General features: G+C 69.7%; 20 protein-coding genes. 8 read left to right on the top strand and 12 right to left on the bottom strand.

Going from position 1 to position 25,873, the window contains the following annotated elements; all coding sequences use genetic code 11:
• Position 1 precedes the first annotated feature (1 nt).
• Both gatC and IWX89_RS05465 read right to left on the bottom strand, forming a co-directional pair.
• Positions 2–298 carry an Asp-tRNA(Asn)/Glu-tRNA(Gln) amidotransferase subunit GatC gene (gene gatC / locus IWX89_RS05460; protein ID WP_134507059.1) on the bottom strand — a complete coding sequence of 99 codons (297 nt, stop codon included), beginning with the start codon at positions 296–298 and terminating at the stop codon, positions 2–4.
• A 36-nt stretch (positions 299–334) separates the two neighbouring features.
• Entirely contained in the window at positions 335–1,678 is a 1,344-nt protein-coding gene (locus IWX89_RS05465) for an alpha/beta hydrolase (RefSeq protein ID WP_196902551.1), read from the bottom strand.
• 253 nt (positions 1,679–1,931) lie between these two features.
• On the opposite strand from IWX89_RS05465, the gene IWX89_RS05470 reads away from it, so the two are divergent.
• Positions 1,932–2,456, top strand: a complete 525-nt coding sequence (locus tag IWX89_RS05470; protein ID WP_196902552.1) for a PadR family transcriptional regulator — start codon at positions 1,932–1,934, stop codon at positions 2,454–2,456.
• Entirely contained in the window at positions 2,453–3,217 is a 765-nt protein-coding gene (locus IWX89_RS05475; RefSeq protein WP_196902553.1) for an alpha/beta fold hydrolase, read from the top strand. The genes IWX89_RS05470 and IWX89_RS05475 overlap by 4 nt, the downstream gene beginning before the upstream one ends.
• A 1-nt stretch (position 3,218) precedes the next feature.
• Here IWX89_RS05475 and ligA read toward each other — a convergent pair whose 3' ends face one another.
• From ligA to IWX89_RS05490, 3 genes are all read right to left on the bottom strand, one after another.
• On the bottom strand, positions 3,219–5,507 hold the full coding sequence (ligA, locus tag IWX89_RS05480; protein WP_196902554.1) for an NAD-dependent DNA ligase LigA: 2,289 nt from the start codon (positions 5,505–5,507) through the stop codon (positions 3,219–3,221).
• Positions 5,500–6,642, bottom strand: a complete 1,143-nt coding sequence (gene mnmA, locus IWX89_RS05485) for a tRNA 2-thiouridine(34) synthase MnmA (protein ID WP_196902666.1) — start codon at positions 6,640–6,642, stop codon at positions 5,500–5,502. Before mnmA ends, ligA begins: the two co-directional genes overlap by 8 nt.
• 93 nt (positions 6,643–6,735) lie before the next feature.
• On the bottom strand, positions 6,736–7,923 hold the full coding sequence (locus IWX89_RS05490) for a cysteine desulfurase family protein (protein WP_196902555.1): 1,188 nt from the start codon (positions 7,921–7,923) through the stop codon (positions 6,736–6,738).
• A gap of 82 nt (positions 7,924–8,005) precedes the next feature.
• Here IWX89_RS05490 and glgX point away from each other — a divergent pair, with 82 nt between their 5' ends.
• Positions 8,006–10,048, top strand: coding sequence for a glycogen debranching protein GlgX (gene glgX, locus IWX89_RS05495; RefSeq protein WP_196902556.1), 2,043 nt, complete (start codon positions 8,006–8,008; stop codon positions 10,046–10,048).
• A gap of 22 nt (positions 10,049–10,070) precedes the next feature.
• Entirely contained in the window at positions 10,071–10,565 is a 495-nt protein-coding gene (ybaK, locus tag IWX89_RS05500) for a Cys-tRNA(Pro) deacylase (protein WP_196902557.1), read from the top strand.
• Positions 10,566–10,603: 38 nt separating this feature from the next.
• Here ybaK and glgP read toward each other — a convergent pair whose 3' ends face one another.
• The gene (gene glgP, locus IWX89_RS05505) at positions 10,604–13,189 is read right to left on the bottom strand and encodes an alpha-glucan family phosphorylase (RefSeq protein ID WP_196902558.1); all 2,586 of its coding nucleotides are present in this window, start codon (positions 13,187–13,189) and stop codon (positions 10,604–10,606) included.
• A 216-nt stretch (positions 13,190–13,405) separates the two neighbouring features.
• Here glgP and IWX89_RS05510 point away from each other — a divergent pair, with 216 nt between their 5' ends.
• On the top strand, positions 13,406–15,391 hold the full coding sequence (locus IWX89_RS05510) for an alpha-1,4-glucan--maltose-1-phosphate maltosyltransferase (RefSeq protein WP_374220490.1): 1,986 nt from the start codon (positions 13,406–13,408) through the stop codon (positions 15,389–15,391).
• Entirely contained in the window at positions 15,388–17,649 is a 2,262-nt protein-coding gene (gene glgB / locus IWX89_RS05515) for a 1,4-alpha-glucan branching protein GlgB (RefSeq protein ID WP_196902559.1), read from the top strand. The genes IWX89_RS05510 and glgB overlap by 4 nt, the downstream gene beginning before the upstream one ends.
• A gap of 94 nt (positions 17,650–17,743) precedes the next feature.
• On the opposite strand, the gene IWX89_RS05520 is transcribed toward glgB, so the two are convergent.
• Both IWX89_RS05520 and IWX89_RS05525 read right to left on the bottom strand, forming a co-directional pair.
• Entirely contained in the window at positions 17,744–18,718 is a 975-nt protein-coding gene (locus IWX89_RS05520; RefSeq protein WP_196902560.1) for a tetratricopeptide repeat protein, read from the bottom strand.
• Positions 18,715–20,511 carry a hypothetical protein gene (locus tag IWX89_RS05525; protein ID WP_307836432.1) on the bottom strand — a complete coding sequence of 599 codons (1,797 nt, stop codon included), beginning with the start codon at positions 20,509–20,511 and terminating at the stop codon, positions 18,715–18,717. Before IWX89_RS05525 ends, IWX89_RS05520 begins: the two co-directional genes overlap by 4 nt.
• Positions 20,512–20,764: 253 nt before the next feature.
• Here IWX89_RS05525 and IWX89_RS05530 point away from each other — a divergent pair, with 253 nt between their 5' ends.
• Positions 20,765–22,378, top strand: coding sequence for a DivIVA domain-containing protein (locus IWX89_RS05530; RefSeq protein WP_196902562.1), 1,614 nt, complete (start codon positions 20,765–20,767; stop codon positions 22,376–22,378).
• 23 nt (positions 22,379–22,401) lie between these two features.
• Positions 22,402–23,451, top strand: coding sequence for an AI-2E family transporter (locus IWX89_RS05535; protein ID WP_196902563.1), 1,050 nt, complete (start codon positions 22,402–22,404; stop codon positions 23,449–23,451).
• Here the strand turns inward: IWX89_RS05535 and IWX89_RS05540 are convergent.
• The 4 genes from IWX89_RS05540 to IWX89_RS05555 are packed head-to-tail and all read right to left on the bottom strand — an operon-like array spanning position 23,448 to position 25,848.
• Positions 23,448–24,188: an alpha/beta hydrolase gene (locus IWX89_RS05540; protein ID WP_196902564.1), complete on the bottom strand. Its 741-nt coding sequence runs from the start codon at positions 24,186–24,188 to the stop codon at positions 23,448–23,450. The two genes, IWX89_RS05535 and IWX89_RS05540, sit on opposite strands and share 4 nt — an antisense overlap.
• Before the next feature lie 32 nt (positions 24,189–24,220).
• Positions 24,221–24,523 carry a hypothetical protein gene (locus IWX89_RS05545; RefSeq protein ID WP_196902565.1) on the bottom strand — a complete coding sequence of 101 codons (303 nt, stop codon included), beginning with the start codon at positions 24,521–24,523 and terminating at the stop codon, positions 24,221–24,223.
• Between the two features lie 50 nt (positions 24,524–24,573).
• Positions 24,574–25,245 (bottom strand): lytic transglycosylase domain-containing protein, encoded by a 672-nt coding sequence (locus IWX89_RS05550; RefSeq protein WP_307836433.1) that lies wholly within the window; start codon positions 25,243–25,245, stop codon positions 24,574–24,576.
• Between the two features lie 54 nt (positions 25,246–25,299).
• Positions 25,300–25,848 (bottom strand): DivIVA domain-containing protein, encoded by a 549-nt coding sequence (locus IWX89_RS05555; protein WP_307836434.1) that lies wholly within the window; start codon positions 25,846–25,848, stop codon positions 25,300–25,302.
• Between the last annotated feature and the right edge of the window lie 25 nt (positions 25,849–25,873).

Raw genomic sequence — 25,873 nt, forward strand, 5'->3', positions numbered from 1 at the left:
GTCACTCCTCGTCCAGGATCGCGGGCACTCGGAACTTGTCGCCGTCGTGGTCGGGCGCGCCGGAGAGCGCCTGTTCGACGGTGAGCGAGGGAACGACCGTGTCGGGGCGGAAAACGTTGGTCAGCGGCATCGGGTGGCTGGTCGCCGGAACGTCGGGGGTGGCCACTTCGGCCACCTTCGCGACGGAATCGACGATCTGGCCGAGTTCCGTGGTGAGGCGGTTGATCTCCTCCGGGCTGAGGTCGATCCGGGCAAGGTTGGCCAAATGCGCTACCTGCTCGGCCGTGATTTCAGACATGTTGCTCCGATTATCGTCGAGGTGGATTCCCCAATTCTATTCGGAGCCGTTGGTGACCAGATCCGCGTTGTCCGTTCCGATCAGGGCCATGTTGTGCAGCGACTCGCTGCCCCGGTCGAAATATCCGTTGTGGCCGAGCGAACCGGCGAGCCAGGTTCCGGTGAGCCGGTCGTGCGCTCCGAACACGCCCAGCGGCCGGGCGCCGTACGATTCCGCACCCGGGTCGCTGCCGAAGAACGCGCTGTTGACCGCCGGGTCCCAGTCGGCCTTGCCCACGAAGACGTTGCCGTTGGCCACGCTCAGGCTGTCCACGGACTGGATCTGACTGCCCGGTGAACCGACCAGAACCAGCGCGTCGACCTCGAACGATCCGCGGGACAAGGCCGTGAGCGCGACCGTCGAGCCGTAGGAGTGCGCGAACACCGAGACGAAGGGCTGGTCGCCGGCACGGTCCGAACGGATGCCCTGCGAGTACTTCTCGAGGAAGTCGGCGCCCGCGACGGCGTGGTCGAGGCCCCCGACGCTGAACAGGTCCGGGGCTTCGTAGCCGATCCACGACACGACGGCGATGCTGGCGGCGACAGAGCCTCGGGCACTCGCGGCCCGCTCGGCGAGGACTGCGCGCTGCTCCGCGTACAGGGCTTCCGCTGTCGCGGTCCAGTTCACGATCTGGGGTTCGACCCCGTAGTTCATGCCCGGCACCAGATAGCTGACGAATGCGGCGGTGTCCGGGTTGCCGAGGGCGATGGCGGCCCGGCCTCCCGCCACAGTGTCGAGGAGGATCAGGGATCGCCGGGGACCTCCGTCGGTTGGGCGGAGAGCGGCCTGCACATGGGTCAGGATGGCGCGCTCACGCGTGGCGGCCTCCCGGGACGCGTCGTCGAGCGTGCCGGCGAGCCGGCGATCCACCGCGGCCAGGCTCTGGCCCAGGTAGCGGGCGTTGGCCCGCCCGCGTTCGCGGAAGGGTATCCCGTCGAGGTTGCCGACCAGCCGCGGCGCCCCGGCGAGGAGGGACGACCGCTCGGTGCCCTCCAGTCCGGTCCACCACCCGGTGACCTCGGTTGCGGCGGGGGGCACGGCCAGCAGGGAGTCGACCTGCCCGGGGAACTCGGCGACGAAGGTGGAGATGTCGCCGACGGACAGCCGTGAGAGGCCGGCGAGGAGGCTGGCTCCCGACATCCGTCGCACGGAATCGAGAGTGCCGTCCGCGCCCTCGACCAGTGAGGCCGCCGGTTGCACGGAGATGGCCGGTTGCCCGGCGCCGGGCTCCCCGGAGGCCGCGAGGTCCAGTCGGAGCGGCGCGGAAAGGATGACGACGCCCCCCGGGGCCGGGGCGGCCGAGACCCGGGCGCTCACCGCCGGGGGCGTGAGCGAGTGCACCCCGAGGGGCTCACTGACCGTGTGGAAGGTCAGTGAGGCGGATATCAGTGCCGCCGCCGCTAAGAGCAAACTCGGTTACGTCCCCTCACGAACACCGAGCAGTCGGGTAGCTCGACGTGAAACACAAGGCCTGCCTACTCAGAGTACTGAAACGGGGGCCCGGTTGACGGGTTGCGATCCCCCAATAAAGGGGTGCTTTTTTCCCCGAATTTTATACTTGCTAGGTCTTATATATGCATGGTCTAATATAGGCATGTCACTGAAATTCGCCATCCTCGGGGTTCTCGAGCTGAAACCGCACACGGGCTACGACCTCAAGAAGACCATTGAAGCCTCTGTCGCCCACTTCTGGTCCGCCGACCAGTCCCAGATCTACCGCACGCTGGCCCTCCTCGTCGCCGACGGTCTCGCGGAGGTGGAAGTGATCAACCAGGACGGGCGTCCGGACCGGCGCCTGCACCGGATCACCCCGACCGGCCTGGCCGCGCTGCACGAGTGGCTGACCTCACCGCTGCCCCCGGAGACCCCGCACGACGCCTTCCTGGTGCGGGTCTTCTACGTCGGCGAACTCGGGATCCCCGCCGCGGCCGCGCTGCTCCAGTCCCGCCGGGCCGAGGCAGACGCCGTCCTGTCCCGGCTCACCGCCCTGGTCGGGCAGGAAAGCGGGGATCCCGTCGACCTCGCTCACAGGCTCCGGCGCGCCACCCTCCGGTATGGGATCCGCCACGCCGAGGCCGAGCTGGCCTGGCTGACCGAAACCGTGGAGGCGCTGTCATGAGCTACCCCCTCGAACACGGCGCCGAGGCGACCGAAACCGACACCATCGTCTTCCTGCACGGCGGGTCCGTCGCGGCCTGGTCCTGGGAGCCCCAGGTCGCCGGCCTCCCCGGCCGCCACCTGCTCACCCCTGACCTGCCGGGCTTCGGCGCCCGCTCCGACGAGGACTGGCGCTCACTCGCCGAGACCGCCGACGACGTCGCCGCCACCATCGCCGAGCACGCGCACGGCGGCCGCGCCCACCTGGTCGGGCTCTCCCTCGGCGGCCTCGTGGCGGTGCAGGTGATGGCACGCCATCCCGGCCTGCTGCGCTCCTGCCTCGTCTCGGGCGTTCCCCTGGACGGCATCCACGGCCTGGCCCGCTTCGTCAACACCCTGCAACTGCGCCTCTGGGGCCGCCCCTGGTACTGGCGCGCGCAGGCGAAGGCCTTCGGACTGCCCGCGGATGCGGTGACCGTCTTCGTCGAACACGGCCTGGGCATCCGGCCGGACAACGCCGCGCGGGTCTTCGAGGACGTGAACCGCGGCGGCAGCCCCGAGGGACTGGGCGGCTACCGCGGCCCGCTCCTGGCCGTGGCGGGCGAGAAGGAATCCCGGCTCGTGCGGGACAGCCTGGCCACCCTGCAGACGCTCCTGCCGCAGACCCGCACCTGGATCGCGCCGGGCATGCACCACGTGTGGAGCATCGAGGACGCGGAGTTGTTCACGCGGATGGTGGCCGGCTGGATCGACGACGGAACCCCGCCGGCCGCCGGCCGCTGAGTCAGTCGGCGGTGCCGGACGGAGTCTCCCCCGCGCCGTCCGCCGGCGCAGCGTCTCCGAGCGCGCCAGGTCCCTGCGTCACCAGCAGGTGGAACTCGGCGGGGTCGAGGATCCGGAGGCCGAGTTGCTCTGCTTTGGCCAGCTTCGACCCTGCGCCGGGCCCGGCCGCGACGAAGTCCGTGTTCTTCGACACGCTGGAGGCGGACTTGCCGCCGGCGGCGATGATGGCCTCCTGGGCCTCCTCCCGGCTGTAGCCCTCGAGGGAGCCGGTGGCGACGACCGTCAGTCCGCTGAGCACCCCGCCGGCCGCGGCCGCGGCGCCGGGACCCGGATGGCCGGGCGTGGTGAACCGGACCCCGGCGCGCGTCCACTGGTCCACGATCTCGCGGTGCCAGTCGACCTCGAACCAGGCGAGGATGGCGTCCGCGATGATGCCGCCGACCCCGTCGACCTCGGCGAGCTCCTCCCTCGTGGCCGCGCGGATCAGGTCGAGGGACCCGAAGTGGTCGGCCAGGGCACGCGCGGCCACCGGGCCGACGTGACGGATGTTGAGGGCCACCAGCAGCCGCCAGAGCGGCTTGGTCTTCGCCAGTTCGATCTCGCGCAGCAGCTTGATCGCATTCGACGACGGTTGCGGCCCGGTCAGCCCCTGTTTCTTCTCCGCGGCCGACGGGTTGCGCCGGAACGGCGTGCGCAGGCGGATGGAACCGTCCTCCTCCTCGCGCGGCAGCCCGGTCTCGGCGTCCCGCACGACCACCTCGATCGGCAGCAGGTCGCCCAGGGTGAGGTCGAACAGGCCGGCCTCGGTGGAGAGCGGCGGCTCGGCGGGCACCGTCGGCTGGGTCAGCGCAGCCGCGGCGACCTCGCCGAGAACCTCGATGTCCAGGGCGCCCCGCGATCCGATATGTTCGACCCGTCCGCGCACCTGGGCGGGGCAGCTGCGCGCGTTCGGGCAGCGCAGGTCGATATCCCCTTCCTTGGCCGGGGCGAGCGGGGTGCCGCACTCTGGGCAGTTCACGGGCATCACGAAGGCGCGTTCGGTGCCGTCGCGGAGTTCGATCACCGGGCCGAGCACCTCGGGTATGACGTCGCCGGCCTTGCGCAGCACGACGGTGTCGCCGATCAGGATGCCCTTGGCCTTGACCACGTCCTGGTTGTGCAGGGTGGCCTGGCGCACCTCGGAGCCGGCGACGCGCACCTTCTCCATGACCGCGAACGGGGTGGCCCGACCGGTGCGGCCGACGCTCACGACGATGTCGAGCAGTCTGGTGTTGACCTGTTCCGGCGGGTATTTGTAGGCGATCGCCCAGCGGGGCGCCCGGCTGGTGGCACCGAGTTCGGCGTGCAGGGCGAGTTCGTCGACCTTGATCACGATGCCGTCGATCTCGTGCTCGACGCTGGCGCGGTGCACGCCGTAGTACTCGATGAAGCTCGCCGCCTGCGCGGCGGTCGGCTCCACCGTGAAGTAGGTGCTGGTCGGCAGACCCCAGCCGCTCAGCAGCGCGTAGACCTCGGACTGGGCGGCCACGGGCGGGTTCGCCCAGGCGCCGATGCCGTGCACCAGCATCCGGAGCCGGCCGAGCCTGGCGCGCATCAGCCGCAGCGGTTCGGCGGCCCTGCCCTCGGCCTTCTGGCGCAGCGAGCCCGCCGCGGCATTGCGCGGGTTCGAGAAGACCCGCTCACCGGCCGCTGCTTGCTCGGCGTTGAGTTCACGGAAGGCCGCCACCGGGAAGAAGACCTCGCCGCGCACCTCGATCAGGGCAGGGTGGCCGGTTCCGGCCAGCTGTCGCGGGATGCCCGGAACCCAGTGGATGTTCTCGGTGACGTCTTCGCCGACCACGCCGTCGCCGCGGGTCGCCGCGGTGACCAGCACGCCGTGTTCGTAGCGGAGGTTGATGGCGAGCCCGTCGATCTTGAGTTCGCAGAGGTAGTGAACGCTGCGGCCGGCGTCCCGCTCCACCTTCGCGGCCCAGTCCTCGAACTCGTCGATCGAGAACACGTTGTCGAGGCTGAGCATGCGTTCGGCATGCTGCACGGGTGCGAACAGGCTGGTCTCGGCCCGGCCGCCGACGGTCTGGGTCGGGCTGTCCTGGCTGGCCAGCTCGGGGAATTCGCGCTCGAGGACGCCGAGGCGGTGCACCAGGGCGTCGTAGTCGGCATCCGAGATCACGACCTCGTTGCGCTCGTAGTAGGCGTCCCTGGCCGCCAGGATCCGCTGGGTGAGGTCGGCGACCTCCGCCGCTGCCCGGTGCAGGTCGGCCGGGGTTTCGGCGGCCGCGCCGTCAGGCATGTGCGGCGGCGGCCGAGTCGACAGGGACGGCGCTCACGGTGCGGTCGATGGTGCACTGGCCGAGCACGCGGGTGCCGAGGTAGACCACAGCGGTCTGGCCGGGCGCGACGCCGGTCAGGGGCTCGACGGGAAGGATCCGCAGTTCCACCCCGCCCGTGGTCGAACCATCGGTGGTCGAGCTTGTCGAGACCAGCTGCGCCACCGCGGGAACCGGGTCGGCGTGGGCGCGGATCTGCACGTCGCAGTCGAAGGCGATCTCCGGGTGCTCGGGGGCGACGCCGCACCAGGTGAACTTCGTGCCGGCGATCTCCTTGATCGCGAGCGCTTCCTTGGGTCCGACGACGACCGTGTTGGTGATCGGGCGCACCTCGAGCACGAACCGCGGCTTGCCGTCGGCGGCGGGGGTGCCGATCTGGAGGCCCTTGCGCTGGCCGACCGTGAACGCGGCGGCGCCCTCGTGCCGGCCGAGGGTGTTGCCGTCACGGTCGAGGATGTCGCCGGTGGCCGGCGGCACGCGCTCGGCCAGCCAGCCGCGGGTGTCACCGTCGGGGATGAAGCAGATGTCGTAGGAGTCGGGCTTGGTGGCCACGGAGAAGCCGCGCTCGGCGGCCTCGGCACGCACCTCGGCCTTGGACGGGGTCGCCCCGAGCGGGAACATCGAGTGTGCGAGCTGGTCCTGGGTGAGCACACCGAGCACGTAGGACTGGTCCTTGGCCCAGGCGCTGGCCCGGTGCAGCTCACGGTTACCGTCGGCATCCGTCAGGATCGTGGCGTAGTGCCCGGTGGCGACGGCGTCGAAGCCGAGGTCGAGGGCCTTCTCGAGCAACGCGGCGAACTTGATCCGCTCGTTGCACCGCATGCAGGGGTTGGGGGTGCGGCCGGCGGCGTACTCGGCGATGAAATCGTCGACCACGTCGAGCTTGAACCGCTCGGAGAAGTCCCATACGTAATAGGGGATGCCGATGATGTTGGCTGCCCGCTGGGCGTCCATCGAGTCCTCGACCGTGCAGCAGCCGCGGCTTCCGGTGCGGAGGGTGCCCGGCATCCGGCTCAGCGCCAGGTGCACGCCGACCACCTCGTGTCCCGCCTCGACCGCGCGGGCTGCGGCGACGGCGGAGTCCACCCCACCGCTCATTGCTGCCAAAACCTTCACCTGACGAGTGTAATCGGGCCAGGGCGTTTGGCCAACGCGGGCCTTTCGGCGAACTCAGGCCAGTGAGAGCGCAGGTCAGCGACCCGGCACGCGGTCGGCCATGCCGGCCCGGGAGGCCTGGGCGTGCGCGGCCGGGAGTGCGGCGAGCAGGGCGTCGACGTCGGCCATGGTCGAGGTGCGGCCGAGGGTGATCCGGAGGGCCCCGCGGGCCTCCGCCTCGGTGCGGCCCATCGCCCGGAGCACGTGCGAGGGTTCCGGAATGCCGGCCTGGCAAGCCGAACCGGTCGACACGGAGACGCCGGCCGCGTCGAGCAGGAACAGGAGCGAATCGCCCTCGCAGCCGGGGAAGCTGAAGTGGGCCGTTCCGGGCAGGTGGCGGACCGGGTCGGGGTCGCCGTTGAGCTGCGCCGTCGGCACCGCCGCGAGCACCCCGTCCACGACGGCCTGCCGCAGCAGCGCCACCCGCGCGTTCTCCCCGGGCAGGTCGACGCCCGCGGCGGCCGCGGCCACGGCGAACGCCACGGCCGCCGCAACGTCCTGGGTGCCGCTGCGCACCTGCCGCTGTTGCCCGCCGCCGTGCAGGAGCGGCTCCACCGTCGCGCGGCGGGACAGGACCAGGGCGCCGATGCCGACCGGGCCGCCGATCTTGTGCGCCGAGATGCTCACCGCGGACACTCCCCCGCGGCTGAGCGTGCGGAAGTCGATCGGGACGTGGCCGTAGGCGGCCACCGCGTCGACGTGCACCGGGATGCCGTGGGCCGCCGCGAGCGCGGCGACCTCGGCCACGGGCTGGATCGTTCCGACCTCGTTGTTGGCGGCCAGCAGGGTGACCAGGGCGATCTCGTCGGGGTGGGCCGCGATCGCCCGGGCGACCTCGGCCGGGTCGGCCCGGCCGTGCTCGTCCAGGGGCAGCCAGTCGATCACGGCGCCCTCGTGCCTTTCCAGCCATTCGACGGTGTCGACGGTGGCGTGGTGTTCCCCGCCGGGAACGAGGATGCGCCGCCGTGGTGCCCGGGCCCAGAACAGCCCCTTGATGCCGAGGTTGACGGACTCGGTGCCGCCGGCCGTGAACACGACCTCGATCGGGTCGCAGCCCACACTGGCCGCGACGGTTTCGCGGGCTTCCTCGAGCATCCGTTTCTTGAGCTGGCCCTGGCTGTGGATCGACGCGGGGTTGCCCACGACCGTCATCGCTTCGGCGAACGCCGCGATGGCGCCAGGGAGCATCGGCGTGGTCGCGGCGTGGTCCAGGTAGACCGGCATGGGGATCCTCTGCGGGTTTTCGGGCGTAGGCAGGTCTGATTGTGGTCAAAACCGACCGTCTGTACTCATTACTCTAGAACCCATGACTTCCGGTGATCCCCTGCGCAACCTCGGCGTCCGGTTGGGGGCCAACGGCGGCGAGCTACGGGTGTGGTCGAAGAACGCCGACTCCATGGAACTGTGCATTTTCGACGAGACCGACCCCAACTGGATCATCAAGACCGTCCCCATGACCAGGGACGCCAACGACGTCTGGTTCGGGCGGTCCCGCACCCTCGCCCCCGGCCGTCGCTATGGCATCCGGGTCTCCGGTCCTGCCGCGGCGAGGAACTCGTTCCACCCGGAGAAAACGCTGATCGAGCCGTATTCCCGGGGCCTCGTGCGGGTGGGTCCCGACCAGTGGCAGTCCTCCGTCGTGGACGGCGGCTTCGACTGGGCCGGGTCGCTCAAACCGAAGATCGCGCTCGACCACACGGTCGTCTACGAAGCCCACGTTCGCGGCCTCAGCAAGCTCAACCCGGCGGTCCCGGCAGAGCTGCGCGGCACCTACGCCGGCCTCGCCCACGAGTCGACGATCGGGTACCTGAAGAACCTCGGTGTCACCTCCGTGGAGCTGCTCCCGGTGCACGCATTCGTCTCCGAGCAGCGCCTGATCAAGCAGGGCCTGACCAACTACTGGGGTTACAACACCTTTAATTTCTTCTCGCCGCACGCCGACTACGCCACCATGGCCTCCCAGTCCGCCGGCCCGGAGGCCGTGCTCCGGGAGTTCAAGGGCATGGTCAAGCTGCTGCACGAAGCCGGCCTGGAGGTCATCCTCGACGTGGTCTACAACCACACCGCCGAGGAAGGGCCGAACGGCCCGGTCAGCAGCCTGCGCGGCATCGACAACGCCACCTATTACCGCCAGAACGACGCGGGCGCCTACGTCGATGTCACCGGCTGCGGCAACACTCTCAACGTGTCGCACGAGGTGCCGCACCGCCTGGTGCTCGACTCGCTGCGCTATTGGGCGAACGACGTGCAGATCGACGGCTTCCGCTTCGACCTGGCGGCGACGCTCGGCCGGGACTCCAACGTCGATTACCAGCGCGACCACCCCCTGCTGACGGCGATCCGGACCGACCCCGACCTCGCCGACGTGAAGCTCATTGCCGAGCCCTGGGACATCGGGCAGGGCGGCTGGCAGACCGGCAACTTCGCCGACGGCTGGACGGAATGGAACGACCGCTACCGCGACCGGATGCGCTCGTTCTGGCTGACCGACCTCGCCGCGGCGCGCGACGGTCATGCGGGCAGCGGCATCGGCCGCTTCGCGACCCGTCTCGCCGGGTCGGCCAACACGTTTTCGCAGGAGCGCGGGCCGCTCGCCTCGCTGAACTTCATCACCGCCCATGACGGCTTCACCATGGCCGACCTCACCGCCTACAACGTCAAGCACAATGTCGGCAACGGCGAGTCGAACCGGGATGGCACCGACAGCAACAACTCGTTCAACCACGGCGTCGAGGGCCCCACCCGTAACACCACCATCCTCACCACCCGGCGGAAGGCCATGCGCAACCTGCTGGCCACGCTCCTGCTCTCGGCCGGCGTTCCGATGATCACCGCCGGCGACGAATTCGGGCGCAGCCAGCGCGGTAACAACAACGCGTACTGCCATGACAGCGAACTCACCTGGCTGAACTGGGACCTGGATGACTGGCAGGTCGACCTGCACCGGGTCAGCCGGCGCCTGCTCGAACTGCGCCGGGAGAACCCGGCCCTGCGGCCGGTACGGTTCGGCCGGCCGGGCGAAACGACCCTCAGCGCCAGCGAAATGGACTGGTACAACGCGGTGGGCGAGTCGATGTCCGAGGAGGACTGGCACTCGTCGAATGAGCGCACTCTGCAATACCTCGCGGCCAGCACCCCGGAACACGAGGAATTCAACCGGATCCTGCTGATCGTGCAGGGCCGGGAAGCGGATGTCACGGTGACGCTGCCGGTGCACGCGGGAGTCGGCTCGTACACGCTGCTCTGGGACTCGAGCCACGACGACATCAGCGACGCCGTGATCGAACATGCCCCCGGAGCCCGGTTGCTCGTGCCCGGGGCGTCGATGCAGCTCTTCCGGGCCCACTAGCAGTCACCCGGGGACACACGGCATGGGCAGGCGGGCGGACCACGGTGCGGGCACCCCCGCCACGATCGCCCTCGAGAAGGCCGGCATCGCCTTCACCCCGCACCTGTACGATCACGACGCCCACGCGACCAGCTTCGGCCTCGAGGCCGCGGCGAAACTCGGCCTCGACCCGGCCCGGGTGTTCAAGACGCTCCTCGCCGAGGCGGACGGCATCCTCGTCGTCGGCATCGTCCCGGTCACCGGCCAGCTCGACCTCAAGGCGCTGGCCGCGGCCGTCGGTGCGAAGAAGGCCGTGATGGCCGATCCGAAGACCGCGGAACGCAAGACCGGCTACGTCGTCGGCGGGATCAGCCCGATCGGGCAGAAGACCCCGTTGACGACGGTCATCGACGAGGATGCCCAGCTCTTCGACACCGTCTTCGTCTCAGGCGGCCGGCGGGGCTTCGACATCGAACTCGCCCCCGCCGACCTGGCCCGGGCATCCGGCGCCGTCTTCGCGGCGATCTCCCGAGGGTAGGCCGGCCGGGCCGAGCAGGCCGGGCCGGCCGGGCCGGGTCAGCCGGCGACGGCGATGAGCCCCATCTCGGCCGGGCTGATCAGCAGGTCGTTGCGGGGCACGACGCGAACGGTGTAGCCGAACGCGCCGCCGCGGTCCAGCTGGACCGTGCCGGTGAACAGGGTCGCGCTGCCGGGGCCCTGGCTGCCCGTGGCCTCCGGGTCCGGATCGGTCGCGGCCGTGAGCGCCAGCGTGCTGACGTCGCTGAGCTCGTCGTTGCCCAGGCTCTTCCCGTAGACGACCTCGACGGTCACATCCTCCGGCTCCAGGCCGTTCAGGTGCACGTGCGCGCGGAGGTGCAGCTCGTCGCCGACCTGCGGCACGGTCGCGACGCCGCCGGATTCGACGTGGGCCACGGCCACGCCGGGCCAGGCCGCGACGATCCGGCCCTTCCAGACGGCCAGCTCCCGGGCCGCCCGGTAGTTGTTGGCGGAGAGCCGGGCCTCGGCCTGGCCGGCCGGGCGGTAGAGCTTCTGCACGTACTCGCGCACCATCCGGCCGGCGTTCAGCTCCGGAGACAGCCCGGCGAGGGTGTGCCGGATCGACGACACCCACCTTTCGGGCACGCCGTCCGCGTTGCGGTCGTAGAACCGGGGGGCGACGTGGTGCTCGATCAGCTCGTAGAGCGCGTCGGCCTCGATCCGGTCGCGCTCGGCGGAGTCGCCGGCGGCATCCGCCGACGGGATCGCCCAGCCGTTCTTGCCGTCGTAGTATTCCGGCCACCAGCCGTCGAGGATCGACAGGTTCAGCGCGCCGTTCAAGGCCGCCTTCATGCCGGACGTGCCGCAGGCCTCGAGCGGCCGGAGCGGGTTGTTGAGCCAGACGTCGGTGCCCGGGTACATCAACTGCGCCATGCCGATGTTGTAGTCGGGGAGGAAGGCGATCCTGGTGCGCAGTTCAGGATCGGCCGCGAACTGCACGACCTTCTGGATCAGCCGCTTGCCCTCCTCATCGGCGGGGTGGGACTTGCCGGCGATCACGATCTGGATCGGGTGCTCCGGGTGCAGCAGCAGGGCTCGGAGCCGTTCGGGGTCGTGCAGCATCAGGGTGAGCCGCTTGTAGGTCGGAACCCGGCGGGCGAAGCCGATGGTGAGCACGCTGGGGTCGAAGACCTTGCCGATCCAGGACGGCACGATGCCGCCCGGGTTCTGCACAAGCCAGGCCGCCGCGATCCGCCGGCGGGCGTCCTCGACGAACTGGAGGCGCATCTGGCCCCTGACCTGCCAGAGGTCGTCGTCGGAGACGGCGTCGGACGCCCAGTCGGCCTCGGAGGTGTCGCTGGTGCCGAGACGGTTCTGGGCGAGAGCGAGGAGTGCCGGGTCGGTCCAGGTCGGCGCGTGAACGCCGTTGGTGATCGAGGCGATCGGCACGTCCTCCGCGTCGAAGCCCGGCCAGAGTCCCTTGAACATCCGCCGGCTGACCTCGCCGTGCAGCTTGGAGACGCCGTTGGCGCGCTGCCCGAGGCGGAGGCCCATCAGCGCCATGTTGAAGACGTCGGGCGACCCGTCCTGGTAGTTCTCGGCGCCGAGCGCGAGCAGGTCGTCGACCGCCACACCCGGCAGCAGGTCGGTCTCGAAGTAGCGGCGCACCAGGCTGCGCTCGAACCGGTCGATCCCGGCCGCGACGGGCGTGTGGGTGGTGAAGACGGTCCCGGCCCGGGCGACCTGCAGGGCCTCGGAGAAGCTGAGTCCCTCGCCGATCAGGCTGGAGATGCGTTCCAGGCCGAGGAAACCGGCGTGGCCCTCGTTGGTGTGGAACACTTCGGGGTCCGGGCGGCCGTTGAGGTTGCTCCAGAGCTTCACGGCGCGCGCGCCGCCGATGCCGAGGAGCAGTTCCTGCAGCAGACGGTGCTCGCCGCCGCCTCCGTAGAGGCGGTCGGTGACCAGGCGCAGGTCGTCCGCGTTCTCCGGGATGTCGGTGTCGAGCATGAGCAGGCGGATGCGGCCGACCATGGCCTGCCAGACCCGGGCGTGCAGCGTGCGGTTGTCCGGAAGGGCGAGGGATACCTGCACGGCCGAGCCGTCGGCCCGGCGCAGCACCGACAGAGGCAACCCGTCGGGGTCGAGCAACGGGTAGCTTTCCATCTGCCAGCCGTCGGGCGAGATCGCCTGGCTGAAGTAGCCGGCGCGGTAGAACAGCCCGACGCCGACCAGCGGCACGCCGAGGTCGGAGGCGCTCTTCAGGTGGTCTCCGGCGAGGATGCCCAGCCCGCCCGAGTATTGCGGCAGCGCGGCAGCGATGCCGAACTCCGGGGAGAAATACGCGATCGACTCCGGCTTCTCACCCTCGAGTCCCTGGTACCATCGCGGCTGCTCGAGGTAGTCCCGGAGGTCGGCGCGGACGGAGTTCACCCAGGACACGTAGTCGTGGTCGCGGGAGAGAGCCTCGAGCCTGGCCGGGTCCACGGACCCGAGCAGCGCCACCGGGTCGGCGCCGATCTCACGCCACAGCTCGGGGGCTATGTGCTCGAACAGCTGGCGGGTCGGCTCATGCCAGGACCAGCGCAGGTTGCCCGCCAGCTCATCGAGCGCTGCAAGCGACTCGGGCAGGACGGTACGGACGGTAAATTTGCGGATCGCCTTCACGGACCCAAGCCTAGGGCCGGGATGTGTCCATTGCGTTAATGCGCACCGCACCGGGCCGACATTTCGCGCTACGGTCATTACGTGGCTAAGACAGTAAAACGCGCAGGCGCGGCTCCTGAATCCTCCGGTGCGACCCGGACCATCCCGAAAACCACCGCGGCGGCACGGCAGGCAGCGGCCGCGGCCGCAGCGACGCCGGCTCCCCGGACGACGCGGATCGGGCGCATCCCGATCCTTGACCTGTCCCCGCAACTGCCCGACAACCTGTGGCCGGTCAAGGCGTTCACCGGAGAGGTCGTGCCCTTCGGCGCGACGGCGTTCCGGGAGGGCCACGACCTGATCGGCGCCATGCTGCTGCTGACCAGCCCAGACGGCACGCTCACCCGTCACCTGATGAGCCCTGGCGCGCCGGGGACCGACCGCTGGGAAACCAAGGTCCTCCTGGGCAGCCAGGGCCGGTGGGAGTACCGTGTTCGCGCCTACGCGGACGACTGGGCCACCTGGCACCACAACGCGTCGGTGAAGATTCCGGCGGGGATCGACGTCGAACTCATGTTCCTGATCGGCGCCGAACTGCTCACGAACGCCGGAACGGACAAGGGCCGCCCCGTGGCCGAACGGCGGCTGTTCACCGCGGCGGCGAAGACACTCGGCGACGTCACCGCATCCGTCGACTCCCGTTTCACCGTCCTGTCCGATCCCAAGGTACTGGCCGCCGTCGCCGTGCGGCCGATCACCGGACTGGATTCGGTCTCGGAGCCGCGCACGATCCTGGTCGAGCGCCTCCGTGCCGGCGTCGGCTCCTGGTACGAGTTCTTCCCCCGGTCCGAAGGCGCCGTGCGCCGCGAGGACGGCTCCTGGCAGAGCGGCACCTTCCGCACCGCGGCGAAGCGCCTGCCGGCCGTGGCCGCCATGGGGTTCGACGTGGTCTACCTGCCGCCGATCCATCCGATCGGCCGCGCGTTCCGTAAGGGGCCGAACAATACGCTGGGCGCCGGCCCGGACGACCCGGGATCGCCCTGGGCGATCGGCTCGGCCGAGGGCGGCCACGACGCCATCCACCCCGACCTGGGCACCCTGGCAGACTTCACCTTCTTCCAGGGCGCAGCGAAGGACAGCGGGGTGGAGATCGCCATCGACCTGGCGCTCCAGGCCTCCCCCGACCACCCGTGGGTGACCGAGCATCCGGAGTGGTTCACGACACTCCCGGACGGGTCGATCGCCTACGCGGAGAACCCGCCGAAGAAATACCAGGACATCTACCCGATCAACTTCGACAACGACCCGGCCGGCATCCGCGCCGAGGTGTTGCGGATCGTGCGGCACTGGATCGACGCCGGGGTGAAGATCTTCCGGGTCGACAACCCGCACACCAAACCGCTCGACTTCTGGGAGTGGCTGATCGCCACGATCGCCGACGAGGCGCCGGACGTGTTCTTCCTGGCCGAGGCGTTCACCCGGCCGGCGCTGCTGCAGGGACTGGGCAAGGTCGGTTTCCAGCAGTCGTACACGTACTTCACCTGGCGCAACACGAAGGAGGAACTCGAGGAGTTCTTCGACGGCCTCGCCCATGAGACGGCCGACTTCGTGCGCCCGAACCTGTTCGTGAACACCCCCGACATCCTCTCCGAGTACCTGCAGTTCGGCGGCCCGGCCGCGTTCAAGATCCGCGCCGCCCTGGCCGCCACCGCCGCGCCGACCTGGGGCCTGTACAGCGGATTCGAGCTCTACGAGTCCGTGGCCCGCCCCGGCGCCGAGGAGAACATCGACAACGAGAAGTACCAGTACCGTCCGCGGGACTTCGCGGCGGCGGAGAAGCACGGCGCCTCGCTGGCGCCGTACCTCACCCGGCTCAACCGGATCCGGGCCGAGCACCCGGCACTCGGCCAGTTGCGCAACCTCGACATCCACGCCAGCGAAGACGAGGCGATGCTGGTCTACAGCAAGTTCCTCGACGCGCCGTTCACCGGCACGGGCGAGCCCGACGCGCTGATCATCGTCGCCAACGTCGACCCACACTCCGTGCGGCAGACCGTGGTGCACCTCGACGTCACCCGGTTCGGCATCCTCGAGGGCGCGTCGTTCGAGGTCGAGGACCTGATCACCGGTGCCAGCTGGACCTGGACCGCCGATAACTTCGTGCGCCTCGACGCATTCACCGAACCGGTGCACATCCTGCACGTGAAGGGACCAGTCAGATGAAGCACGGCCACCAGGATCCAGGCACCAAGAAGGATCCAGCCACCACGACGGATGCCTCCCCGGCGCTGCCGGTCATCCCCGCCCAGATCCTCGAAGCAGTCGCGGAAGGCCGGTACTACAACCCGCACGAGATCCTGGGCCAGCACCTGCTGAGCCTGTCCGGCGCCGGCACCGTCAGCGACCCGCTCACGGTCATCCGTGCCCTGCGGCCGCTCGCCACCGAGGTCTTCGCCATCCTCTCCACCGGCGCGCACATCGAACTGGCGCACCTCGGCCACGGGATCTGGCAGGGCGTCAGCACCCTGGGACTGCACGACTACACCCTCGAGGCTCGTTACAGCGATGCCCCGACCTGGGTCGTCGACGACCCATACCGGTTCCTGCCCACCCTCGGCGAACTCGACCTGCACCTGATCGGCGAGGGCCGCCACGAACGCCTCTGGGACGTGCTCGGCGCGCACTACCGGGCGCACGCCGGCGCGATGGGCACGACCACCGGCACATCGTTCTCGGTCTGGGCTCCGCACGCCCGGGCGGTGCGGGTGATCGGCGACTTCAACGGCTGGAGCGGCGTGCTCCACTCCATGCGCAACATGGGCAGCACGGGCGTCTGGGAGCTGTTCGTGCCCGGCCTCACCGCCGGCTCCAACTACAAGTTCGAGCTGCTCGCCCAGTCGGGCGACTGGGTGCGCAAGGCCGATCCGATGGCCCGGTACACCGAGATCCCGCCGAAGACGGCGTCGGTCATCGGCGAGACCCGGTACGAGTGGGCGGATGCCGCCTGGCTGACCGCGCGCGGGGCGACCGACCAGCACAACCGCCCGATGAGCATCTACGAGATGCACGTCGGGTCGTGGCGTCCCGGGCTCGGCTACCGCGACCTCGCGGACGAACTCATCTCCTACCTCGAGGAGCTCGCCTACACCCACGTCGAGTTCATGCCGCTGTCCGAGCATCCGTTCGGCGGCTCCTGGGGCTACCAGGTCACCGGGTACTACGCGCCGACCAGCCGATTCGGCCACCCCGACGACCTGCGCTACCTGATCGACCGGCTGCACCAGGCCGGCATCGGCGTGATCATGGACTGGGTCCCCGGGCACTTCCCGAAGGACGACTTCGCCCTGGCCCGATTCGACGGCCAGGCTCTCTACGAACACCCCGACCCGCGCCGCGGCGAGCAGATGGACTGGGGCACCTACGTCTTCGACTTCGGCCAGAAGCAGGTGCGCAACTTCCTCGTCGCGAACGCCCTCTACTGGCTCGAGGAATTCCACATCGACGGCCTGCGCGTCGACGCCGTCGCCTCCATGCTCTACCTGGACTACTCCCGCGAAGACGGCCAGTGGGAGCCGAACATCTACGGCGGGAACGAGAACCTCGAGGCGATCAGCCTCCTCCAGGAGATCACCGCCACGGCCTACAAGCGCAACCCCGGAACGGTGATGATCGCCGAGGAGTCGACGAACTGGGGCGGGGTGACCGCACCGACCTCCGGCGGCGGGCTCGGCTTCGGCTTCAAGTGGAACATGGGCTGGATGCACGACTCCCTGGAGTACATGCAGGTCGACCCGATGTACCGGGCCTACCACCACAACGAGATGACGTTCTCGTTCGTCTACGCCTTCAGCGAGAACTTCCTGCTGCCGATCAGCCACGACGAGGTCGTGCACGGCAAAGGTTCCCTCGTCGCGAAGATGCCGGGCGATTCGTGGCAGCAGCTTGCGAATGTGCGCGCGTACCTCTCGTTCATGTGGGCCCACCCGGGCAAGCAGCTGCTCTTCATGGGCCAGGAATTCGGCCAGCGGTCGGAGTGGAGCGAGTCGCGGGGCCTCGACTGGTGGATGCTGGACCAGCCCGCCCACCGCGGGCTGTTCAACCTCGTCGGCGCCCTCAACCGCACCTACCGGGACAATGCGAGCCTGTGGGCGCGCGACAACGAACCGGGCGGTTTCGAGCTGCTCGACGGCGGAGCCGCCGCCCAGAACGTGATCTCGTTCCTGCGCTGGGACAACGACGGCAACCCCGTCGCCTGCCTGTTCAATTTCTCCGGGCAGCCGCACACCGGCTACCGGGTCGGCCTGCCGTTCGCCGGGGTGTGGGACGAGATCGTCAACACGGACGCGGAGATCTTCGGCGGCTCCGGCGTGGGCAACCTCGGCGCCGTGGACGCGGTCGACGAGCCCTGGGCCGGCCGGCCGGCATCCGCGACCCTCACCCTGCCGCCGCTCGCCGGCCTCTGGTTGCGCCTGCGTCGCTGACCTCCTGTTCACCGCGAGAGTGCAGAATCGGCCGCTTCAGAAGAACTGAAGGGGCCGATTCTGTACTCTCGCGGAAGGAAAAGGGTCGGGAGGGTCAGTAGAGCAGGGCGGTCAGGCGGGACCGGGTCGGCGCAACGCGCGGGTCATCCCGGCCGATGACCTCGAACAGGTCGAGGATGCGCTCGCGGATCCTGTTCTTGCCGGCGGGGTCCTGGGTCGGGAACAGAGCCAGCAGGCGGTCGAACGCGTCCTCGACATGCCCGCCGGACAGGTCCAGGTCGGCGACGAGCAGCTGGGCGTCGAGATCCCCGGGCGCCGCAGCGGCCTCCGCGCGGATCTCGGCCAGGGTCCTGCCCTGCAACCGGGCGAGCAGGCCGACCTGGGCGAGGCCGGCAATGGCCATCTGGTCGCGCGGGTCCTGGGCGACCGCGGTCTTGTAGAGTGCGGTCGCGGCGGCGTAGTCGCCACGCTCGATGGCCTCGTACGCCTCACGGTGCAGCGGCGGCAGCTCGGGCTCGACCGGCACCGGCGCCTCCGCCGCGTCGTCGCCCTCCCCCGTGGGCTCCGGGGCAACGGCGGTGCCCGTGACTCCGTGCTCGGCCGCGAGCTGCAGCACGCGCTGGAGCACCTCACGGACCTGGCCCTCGGGGATCGCCCCGTTGAAGAGCTGCACCGGCTGGCCGCCGATGACCGCGGCGACGGTCGGGATCGACTGGGCCTGGAACGCCTGGGTCAACTGCGGATTGGAGTCGACGTCGACCTTGGCCAGCACGAACCGGCCCTCGTACTCGGCGACGAGCTTCTCGAGGATGGGGGTGAGCTGCTTGCACGGCTCGCACCATTCGGCCCACAGGTCAACGATGACGGGCACCGTCATGGACAGCTCGAGCACCTCGCCGAAGTTCGCGTCGGTGCCCTCCAGGGTGAGGCTCGGCACCGGCACGGCGGCCGGCGCTGCCCCGGCTGCCGCAGCGGGTGCCCCCGGCGTGGAAACCGGTGGACGGTTCACCAGGGACGAGAGGTCGACGGCTCCGCGCATGTTGACGCCGGACGGTGGCACAAGACTCATGGAAGCTCCGTGGATGAGATCAGACCCTGGGCGAAGCCAAGGAGGACGATTTTTTCGGATGAACCGGCGGCCGGCACATGGAACAGGAGCTGGTCGCCGTAGGTGCTCTGGATTCCCTTTGCGGTTGCCGGCACGCCCGACAGGGCCTTGCTGGCGCCCTCCGGGCTGACCGTCGCGCCCGCATCGACCGGTTTCACGGTCTCGGTCTCGGTGATGCTGACGGCGACGATGCTCCCGGAGTCGTTCGTGGCCAGGGCCACCGGTGAACCGGCGCCGACGGCGGCGGCGAAGTCGATCGACGCGGTCGTCGGGAGGGCGGCCCGCTTCTCGTTCTTCTTGTCGAGTCCCACCTGGGTACGGAAGGTGTCGCCCTTCACCTGGAACAGGCCGTAAGACGGGCTCTTGTCCCCTTGGAGCAGGATGTCGGCGTAGGCCGCCGCCACCTCGCCCGGCGGCAGGAGCAGCAGTTTCGAGTCGGGGGCGATGATCGGCGCGCCGATGGTCGCCGGGGCGACATCCGGCACCTTCGCCGCGGCCTCGAGTTGCACCGCGTACTCGATCAGGTAGGCCGAGCGGGGCGTCGCCTGCCTCAGCACGATGGCCGTCGGTGCGACAGCGGCATCGTCCGCGCTCTGGATGACCGTCATCACGACCCGCGGCCAGGTCGAGGATTGCTGGGGAAGCGTGAGCGTCAGCGGGGACGCCGGCAACGCGGGCAACGCGGGGTAGTCGGCGATGGCGGCCCGGATCTTGTAGTTGGCGAGGCGCTGTTCCAACGCCGGGCCGGTGAACCGGGCAGCGAGGGCGTCACCGCCCAGCTTGGCGTCCGCGTCGGTGGTGAGAACGGCGATCCGTCGCACGATGCGTTCGAGCTGGGGCACGGTCACTGCGGGCGGCGGCACGTCCTTGACGGCCTTGGGCACGTCGGTCGCGGCGGCGGTCGCGGTGGCTGCCGCATCGGGCGTCGCCGGGGATTTCGGCCAGAAGTCCGCGGAGCAACCGCTCAGCACGAGGCCGGTCACCAGGAGGACCGGTACGGTGGCGACGAATTTGCGGGTGATGGAACGGCGCGGACCGGTGATCTCGCTCGCCTTGATCGACTTGGGCCGGGGAACCCGGGGCAGCCGCGGCATCCGCGGCCCGCGCGGCAGGTTTCGGCGGGGACCGTGGGAACGGCGCAGGTGGATGAGCGCCCACAGGTAGAGGATCAGCCCGATGACGGCGAACGCGCCACCGCCGGCGATCAGGGGACCGGCCATCGGCGTGGAGTTGTCGGTGGGCCAGGTGAGCGTGATCTTCGTCGGTGCGGGCTTCGTGCCGTCCGAGGCGACGATGACCGAGATCCCGTCGGGCACGTTGATGGTGGTGGTCAGCGAGCCCTTGCCGCTGAACTCCTGCAGCCACAGGTCGGAGCCGACCGGATCGGTGCTCGGTCGTGCATCGGGGGCACCGGCGGGAGCATCCGTCGGCGCTTCACCGGCCGCCGCCGGCGCCTCGGTGAGCTTGCTGCTCAGCCTGGCGGTGTTCCTGACCTGGCGGATGTCGTCGTAGGGTTCGTCGGCGAGCCACGCCTTGACGTCGCCCGACCGTCCGTAGGCGGCGAACACGGTGTCTGACCCGGTGATGGTGAGCGTCTGGCTGCCGGGGAAGGCGGTGAGGGCGCTGGGCTCGATGACCGCGAACCGGACATCGTCGGCGACCGTGGCGCTGAGGCTCGTGGAGGCCGGTTCAAGAAAGACCGTCCGCTGGGCGATGCCGAGAACGATCATCACGGCCGCGAGGACGAATGCCACAATGGCAAGAACAAAACGCACGTAAACCCTCCTGTGTCGCCGGCCGCCGGGTGCACGCACTCGCACGCACCGCCCGGATTCGAGCCCGGGGTGCAGCAGACAGGACGTCTCACGATACTGGGTGCCGCTGAGAGGCGCCTAATAGCCCCTGAACTCGGGACGCGCCCCGGTCTCCTGGACAGACTAAAATTATCACGGCCCTGCCCTACGTGAACCCGAATGCGGGGTCAGAGTCCCATTATGAGGAGATAGCGTGCCGACCGACGAAGCTGATTTCACCCAGGTTTTCCGTGGTTACGACAAGGAAGAGGTCGACAAGGCGCTGCAGGGTTTGCGCCGTGACCTGATCCAGGCGAACAACCAGGCCACCGAGGCCGCCCGGGAGATCAAGCGCCTGGCCGCGCACATCGACGACCTCAACGCCGAAATCGAGGAAGTGGGAAGCCCCACCTTCTCGGGGCTCGGCACCAAGCTCGAGAACACGCTTCGGGTGGCCGAGGAGCAGTCCACCCGCGTCATCGCCCAGGCCGACATCGACGCCGAGCGTCTGCGCGCGTCCGCTGCCGCCGAGGTCGACACCCTCCGCCGCGAAGCGGCCGACCACGCCGAGCGCGTCCTCTCGGATGCCGCGGTGAAGGCCGAGCGCATCCTCGAAGACGCCACCATGGAGGCCGACGACCTGCTCGCCCGTGCCCACGACGACTACACGACCCTCACCCAGGACGGCGTCCAGGAGGCCGCCGCCATTCGCGGCGCGGTCGCCACCGAAGCCGCGGAGCTGCGCGCCACGGTCAAACGTGAGGTGGCGGCCATCCGCTCGGAGGCCGAACGCGAGGCCGCCGAGGTGCGGGTCGTCGCCCAGCGTGAGGCCACGGAGGCCCGCGAGATCGCGGCCGGCCTCACCCGGGAGACCGAGCTCACCCGCGCCGAGGTCGCGCACGAACTGGACCAGCAGCGCGCCGACCTGGCCAGGGAGACCGAGCAGGCCAGGATCGACCTCGCCGCGGAGACCGAACAGGACCGCGTGGACCTGGCCAGGGAGACCGAGCAGGCCAGGATCGACCTGGCTCACGAGACCGAGCTGGCCCGCGCCGAACTGGCCATCGAAATCGAGCAGGCGAAGACCGACCTCGAACGCGAGATCGAGCTGGCCCGGGCCGACCTCGCCATCGAGCGGGAGCAGGCCCAGACCGACCTCACCCGGGACCTCGACCGGCAGCGGGTGTCCCTCGCCAGGGAGATCGAGAAGGCCAGGGCGGATCTCGCCGCGGAACTCGAGCAGTCCCACGCCGACCAGGCGCGCGACAACGAACAGTCCCGCGCGGACTTCACGGCCGACAGCGAACAACTCCGGATCGACCTGGACAACCAGCTCACCGCCGCACGGAAGCGCGGGGAGCACGAAGCGGCGCGCCTGCGGCGCGAGATCGACCAGACCAGGGCCGACCTCGACATCGAGCTCAAGGCCCGCCGCGATGAGGCCGAGCAAGGGCACCTCGCCCGCCATCAGGAGGCCGTCGCCCAGACGCAGAAGTTCCTCGACGAGGCGGCCCGCCAGCTCGCCGACACGAACAAGCGCACGGCCGAGCTGCGCGCCCTGAACGACCAGCTCGACAGCGGCGCCCGCAACGACGCCAGGATCGCGAAGAAGGCGGCCGAGGCCAATGCGGAGCAGATCGTGCGTGAGGCCGAGGCCAGGGCGGCCGCCCTGGTGTCCGAGGCGGAGGCGCGCACACGCGCCCTCGTCACCGACGCCGAGGAGCGCCTCTCGCAGATTAGGATTGAGCGCGACGCGGTTGCCGGCTACTTCGAAAGCCTGCGCGGCCTCCTCACCCAGGCGGAGAGGGTCACGGCCACAGACGACTAGACCGAAGCAGGGGGAACCTCAGAGTGAAAATCCAGAACGCATTCCGAGTCGGACTGATCGGCACCCTCGGTGTCGGCCTCGGACTGCTGATCCTCAGCTCCGTCGTCACCCTCCAGACGATCATCACCTACGTCGGTGCTGCTCTCTTCATCTCCCTGGGCCTGGACCCGGCCGTGTCCTGGCTGGAGAAGAAACGGTTCCCGCGCTGGGCCGCGATCCTCACCGTTCTTGTCGCTGTTGTCGGTGTTCTCACGGGCGTGGTCTTCGCCATCGTGCCGATCATCGTCGACCAGGTTGCCAAGCTCTCCAAGGCCATCCCCGACCTGGTCAAGTCGGTGAACACGTCGACCTTCCTGGCGGACATCCAGCGCCAGTTCCCCGGCCTCAAGGTGAACGAAATCGTCGCCTCGATCACGGACTACCTCGGCGGCAACCTGACCACGATCACGTCGACCCTGATCCAGTCCGGGCTCGCCGTGGTGAGCGGCCTGTTCGGCGGGCTGATCATACTCATCCTGTCGCTCTACTTCACCGCGTCACTGCACAGCATCAAGCGTGCGATGTACCAGCTGGTGCCGGCGACGAAGCGCGAGCGGTTCGCCGATCTGACCGAACAGATCACGACGGCCGTCGGGCGCTTCGTGATCGGCCAGGCGGCGCTCGCGCTGTGCAACGGAATACTGAGCTTCATCTTCCTCTCGATCATCGGGGCTCCGTTCCCGGCGTTGCTGGCCCTGATCGCGTTCCTGCTCTCCCTCATTCCGCTCGTCGGCACGATCAGCGGTTCGGTCATCATCGTGCTGACCTGCCTCGTGCCCGGGATCGGGAGCTCGCCCCTGACCGCCCTCGTCGCGGCGATCTACTATCTCGTCTACATGCAGGTTGAGGCCTACGTGCTCAGCCCCAACATCATGAACCGCGCGGTGTCCGTTCCGGGCGCGGTCGTCGTCGTCGCCGCCCTGGCCGGTGGACAGCTGCTCGGCATCCTGGGCGCGCTGATCGCGATCCCCGTCGCCGCCTCGGTGATCATGATCATCAAACAGGTCGTCATCCCCCGGCAGAACGAGCTTTAGCCCGGTTCCGCCTGGCCGGACCAGACGGTCGGCAGTGGTGCTGCCGACGGATTCACGACGGCGACGATTTCGTCCAGAATCCGCCGGGTCTGGCTCTCCCCCACCCACAGGTGCTTTCCGCCGTCCACGGCGATGAACCGGGTCCCCGGCACGCTCGCGAACCGTTTCCTCGCCTCATCGGGACGCAGATAGTCGTCGTGTTCGGGAATGATGGCCACGAGCTGGCGCTCATTGCCTGCCCAGGCGGCCAGTTCGGCATCCGTCGCCCGGTGCAGCGGCGGGGAGAGCAGGATCGCGCCGCGGATCGGATGCTCGAGGCCGTACTTGACGGCGAGCTCGGTGCCGAACGACCAGCCGACGAGCCACGGATTCGGCAGGTGCCGTTCGGCGACGAAGGCCATGGCCGCTGCCACATCGGCGCGTTCGGCGTCGCCCTGGCCGAAGACCCCGTCGCTGGTGCCCCGGGGCGACGTGGTCCCCCGGGTGTTGAACCGCAGAACGGCCAGTCCGGCCAGGGCCGGCAGGCGCCCGGCGGCCTTCCGCAGGATATGGGAATCCATGAAGCCGCCGTGCGTCGGCAGCGGGTGCAGGGTGACGAGGGTCGCCACCGGGGGGCGATCCGCCGGAGTCGCGAGTTCCCCGACCAGGGTGAGGCCGTCGGTGGTGTGCAGTTGAATGTGCTCGCGCAGGGCCGGCAGCTCGATCCCGCCCCTGATTTCTACGACATTCGGACTCACGGATGCTCCTTCTCGGCCGGCACCGGGCGGCGTCACTTGATCTTCCAGCAGTGTGCGTGCCAGTGGCGGCGGGCGGCGAGGTCGGCAGCCTCGCCCATCAGGCCGTCACCGCGCCAGGCGACGAGGTGGGCCCGGCCCGGTTCGATCTGGAGGTTGCAACCGGGGCAGAGATAGCTCTTCCCCGCCCGCGCCGCGGCGACGGGCTGCACCGTCCACAGGCCGTCGCGGCGCGTCTCCGTGCGGCGCCAGCCGGCACGCAGCCGGTCGAGGCCATCGCCGTCGCCGTTCTCATCCGGCCCGGGCCGGTGGCCCCTGGGTCGGTTGCTGCGTGGCATTGGGCCAGTCTACGTCGACGGCACCGGGCCGGAGGACGGTGTCGCTATGGTCAGTACCAGCCGTTGTCCACGGAGTGCGCCCAGGCGCCGCAGGGCGTGCCGTAGCGGCCCGAAACGTAGCCGAGACCCCATTCGATCTGTGTCCCGGCGTTGGTCTCCCAGTCGGCGCCGGCGGACGCCATCTTCGAACCGGGCAAGGCCTGCGGGATGCCGTAGGCGCCGCTGGACGAGTTCGCGGCGTTGACGCGCCAGCCGGACTCCTTATTCCAGAGCGAGACGAGGCAGTTGAACTGGTCGTCGCCCCAGCCGCGGGCGTTGACCTTGTCGCGGGCGATCGCCTGGGCGGAGCCCGGATCGGGGACGGCCGCCGACGGGGCGCGGCCGCTCGAGCTGGAGGCGGACTTGGCGGCAACCGGAACCGGAACGGGCTTCGGCTTCTCGGTGACGGTGAAGTTGTCGCGGGTGATGGTGTTCGCGTAGGCCCCGGCGACCTGAATCTCCTGCACGGCCTGGCCGCCGAAGCGATCGCCGGCGATCTGGAAGTAGGGAGATGCCGTGGCGCCGGAGTACGGGTCTACGACGCTCACGAGCACGAATGCGGCCGCGGCGGTGAACGCGAAGGTGAACAGCGATGCCTGCCCGCGGGACCGAGGTCGTCGCATCCGGGGTCTGGCGGGCCTGATGGCCGGCTCGGACGCGATGATGTTCAGATGTCTACCCACGATTTCTCGAGCCTAGCCCAGATCCGGGATAACAGCCAGATAACGGAGCCGCATTCAGCGCACCGCCAACATCACGTCGACGACGGCGTCGAGGACCGCGTCGACCTGCGCCTCGCGGTAGCCGCCCCGTTCCGGCTTGAAGACGGCCCCACGCACGTCGTCGACCGTGATCGGGAATCCCGCCTCGAAGTACTTGACGAGCTTGTTGGCGAATCGGTCGACATCCGTGCGGCTGTACCCGACGCTGAGGAAGCTGGTGCGGGAGAACCGGTGGCCGGAGGGCCGGCTGAGCCGGTTGACGAGCACCTGCGCCTTCGCCCGGGCGTCCTCGAGCCAGGCCTGCTTGCCGCCGGTGCGGGAGGCGAGGTCCCGGTCGCGGGAGGCGAAGGCGTCTTCGAGCCGTTCGAGGGCCGCGTCGACGTGCACGGGCGAGTAGCCGCCCCTCTTCATGGCGAAGGCCGTGTGCCGGATCGTCTCCGCCGTGAGCGTCGCGCTGTCGTCTGAACCGTCATACGCCCGCCGGGCAGCCTCGAGAAACTCGTCGACCTGGGCCGCGCTGTAGCCGAGCGTCTTCTTGGGCGTGCGGGGGAAGGTGGTGGTCACTGCTTCATTCTGCCCCACCCTGCGC

The organism is Cryobacterium sp. MP_M3 (assembly GCF_015752155.1).
Classification (GTDB): domain Bacteria; phylum Actinomycetota; class Actinomycetes; order Actinomycetales; family Microbacteriaceae; genus Cryobacterium.

Coding starts and splice junctions, on each gene's coding strand:
- gatC (WP_134507059.1), bottom strand. CDS start 298: ATGTCTGAAATCACGGCCGAGCAGGTAGCGCATTTGGCCAACCTTGCC.
- IWX89_RS05470 (WP_196902552.1), top strand. CDS start 1,932: ATGTCACTGAAATTCGCCATCCTCGGGGTTCTCGAGCTGAAACCGCAC.
- IWX89_RS05475 (WP_196902553.1), top strand. CDS start 2,453: ATGAGCTACCCCCTCGAACACGGCGCCGAGGCGACCGAAACCGACACC.
- ligA (WP_196902554.1), bottom strand. CDS start 5,507: ATGCCTGACGGCGCGGCCGCCGAAACCCCGGCCGACCTGCACCGGGCA.
- mnmA (WP_196902666.1), bottom strand. CDS start 6,642: ATGAGCGGTGGGGTGGACTCCGCCGTCGCCGCAGCCCGCGCGGTCGAG.
- IWX89_RS05490 (WP_196902555.1), bottom strand. CDS start 7,923: ATGCCGGTCTACCTGGACCACGCCGCGACCACGCCGATGCTCCCTGGC.
- glgX (WP_196902556.1), top strand. CDS start 8,006: ATGACTTCCGGTGATCCCCTGCGCAACCTCGGCGTCCGGTTGGGGGCC.
- ybaK (WP_196902557.1), top strand. CDS start 10,071: ATGGGCAGGCGGGCGGACCACGGTGCGGGCACCCCCGCCACGATCGCC.
- glgB (WP_196902559.1), top strand. CDS start 15,388: ATGAAGCACGGCCACCAGGATCCAGGCACCAAGAAGGATCCAGCCACC.
- IWX89_RS05520 (WP_196902560.1), bottom strand. CDS start 18,718: ATGAGTCTTGTGCCACCGTCCGGCGTCAACATGCGCGGAGCCGTCGAC.
- IWX89_RS05545 (WP_196902565.1), bottom strand. CDS start 24,523: ATGCCACGCAGCAACCGACCCAGGGGCCACCGGCCCGGGCCGGATGAG.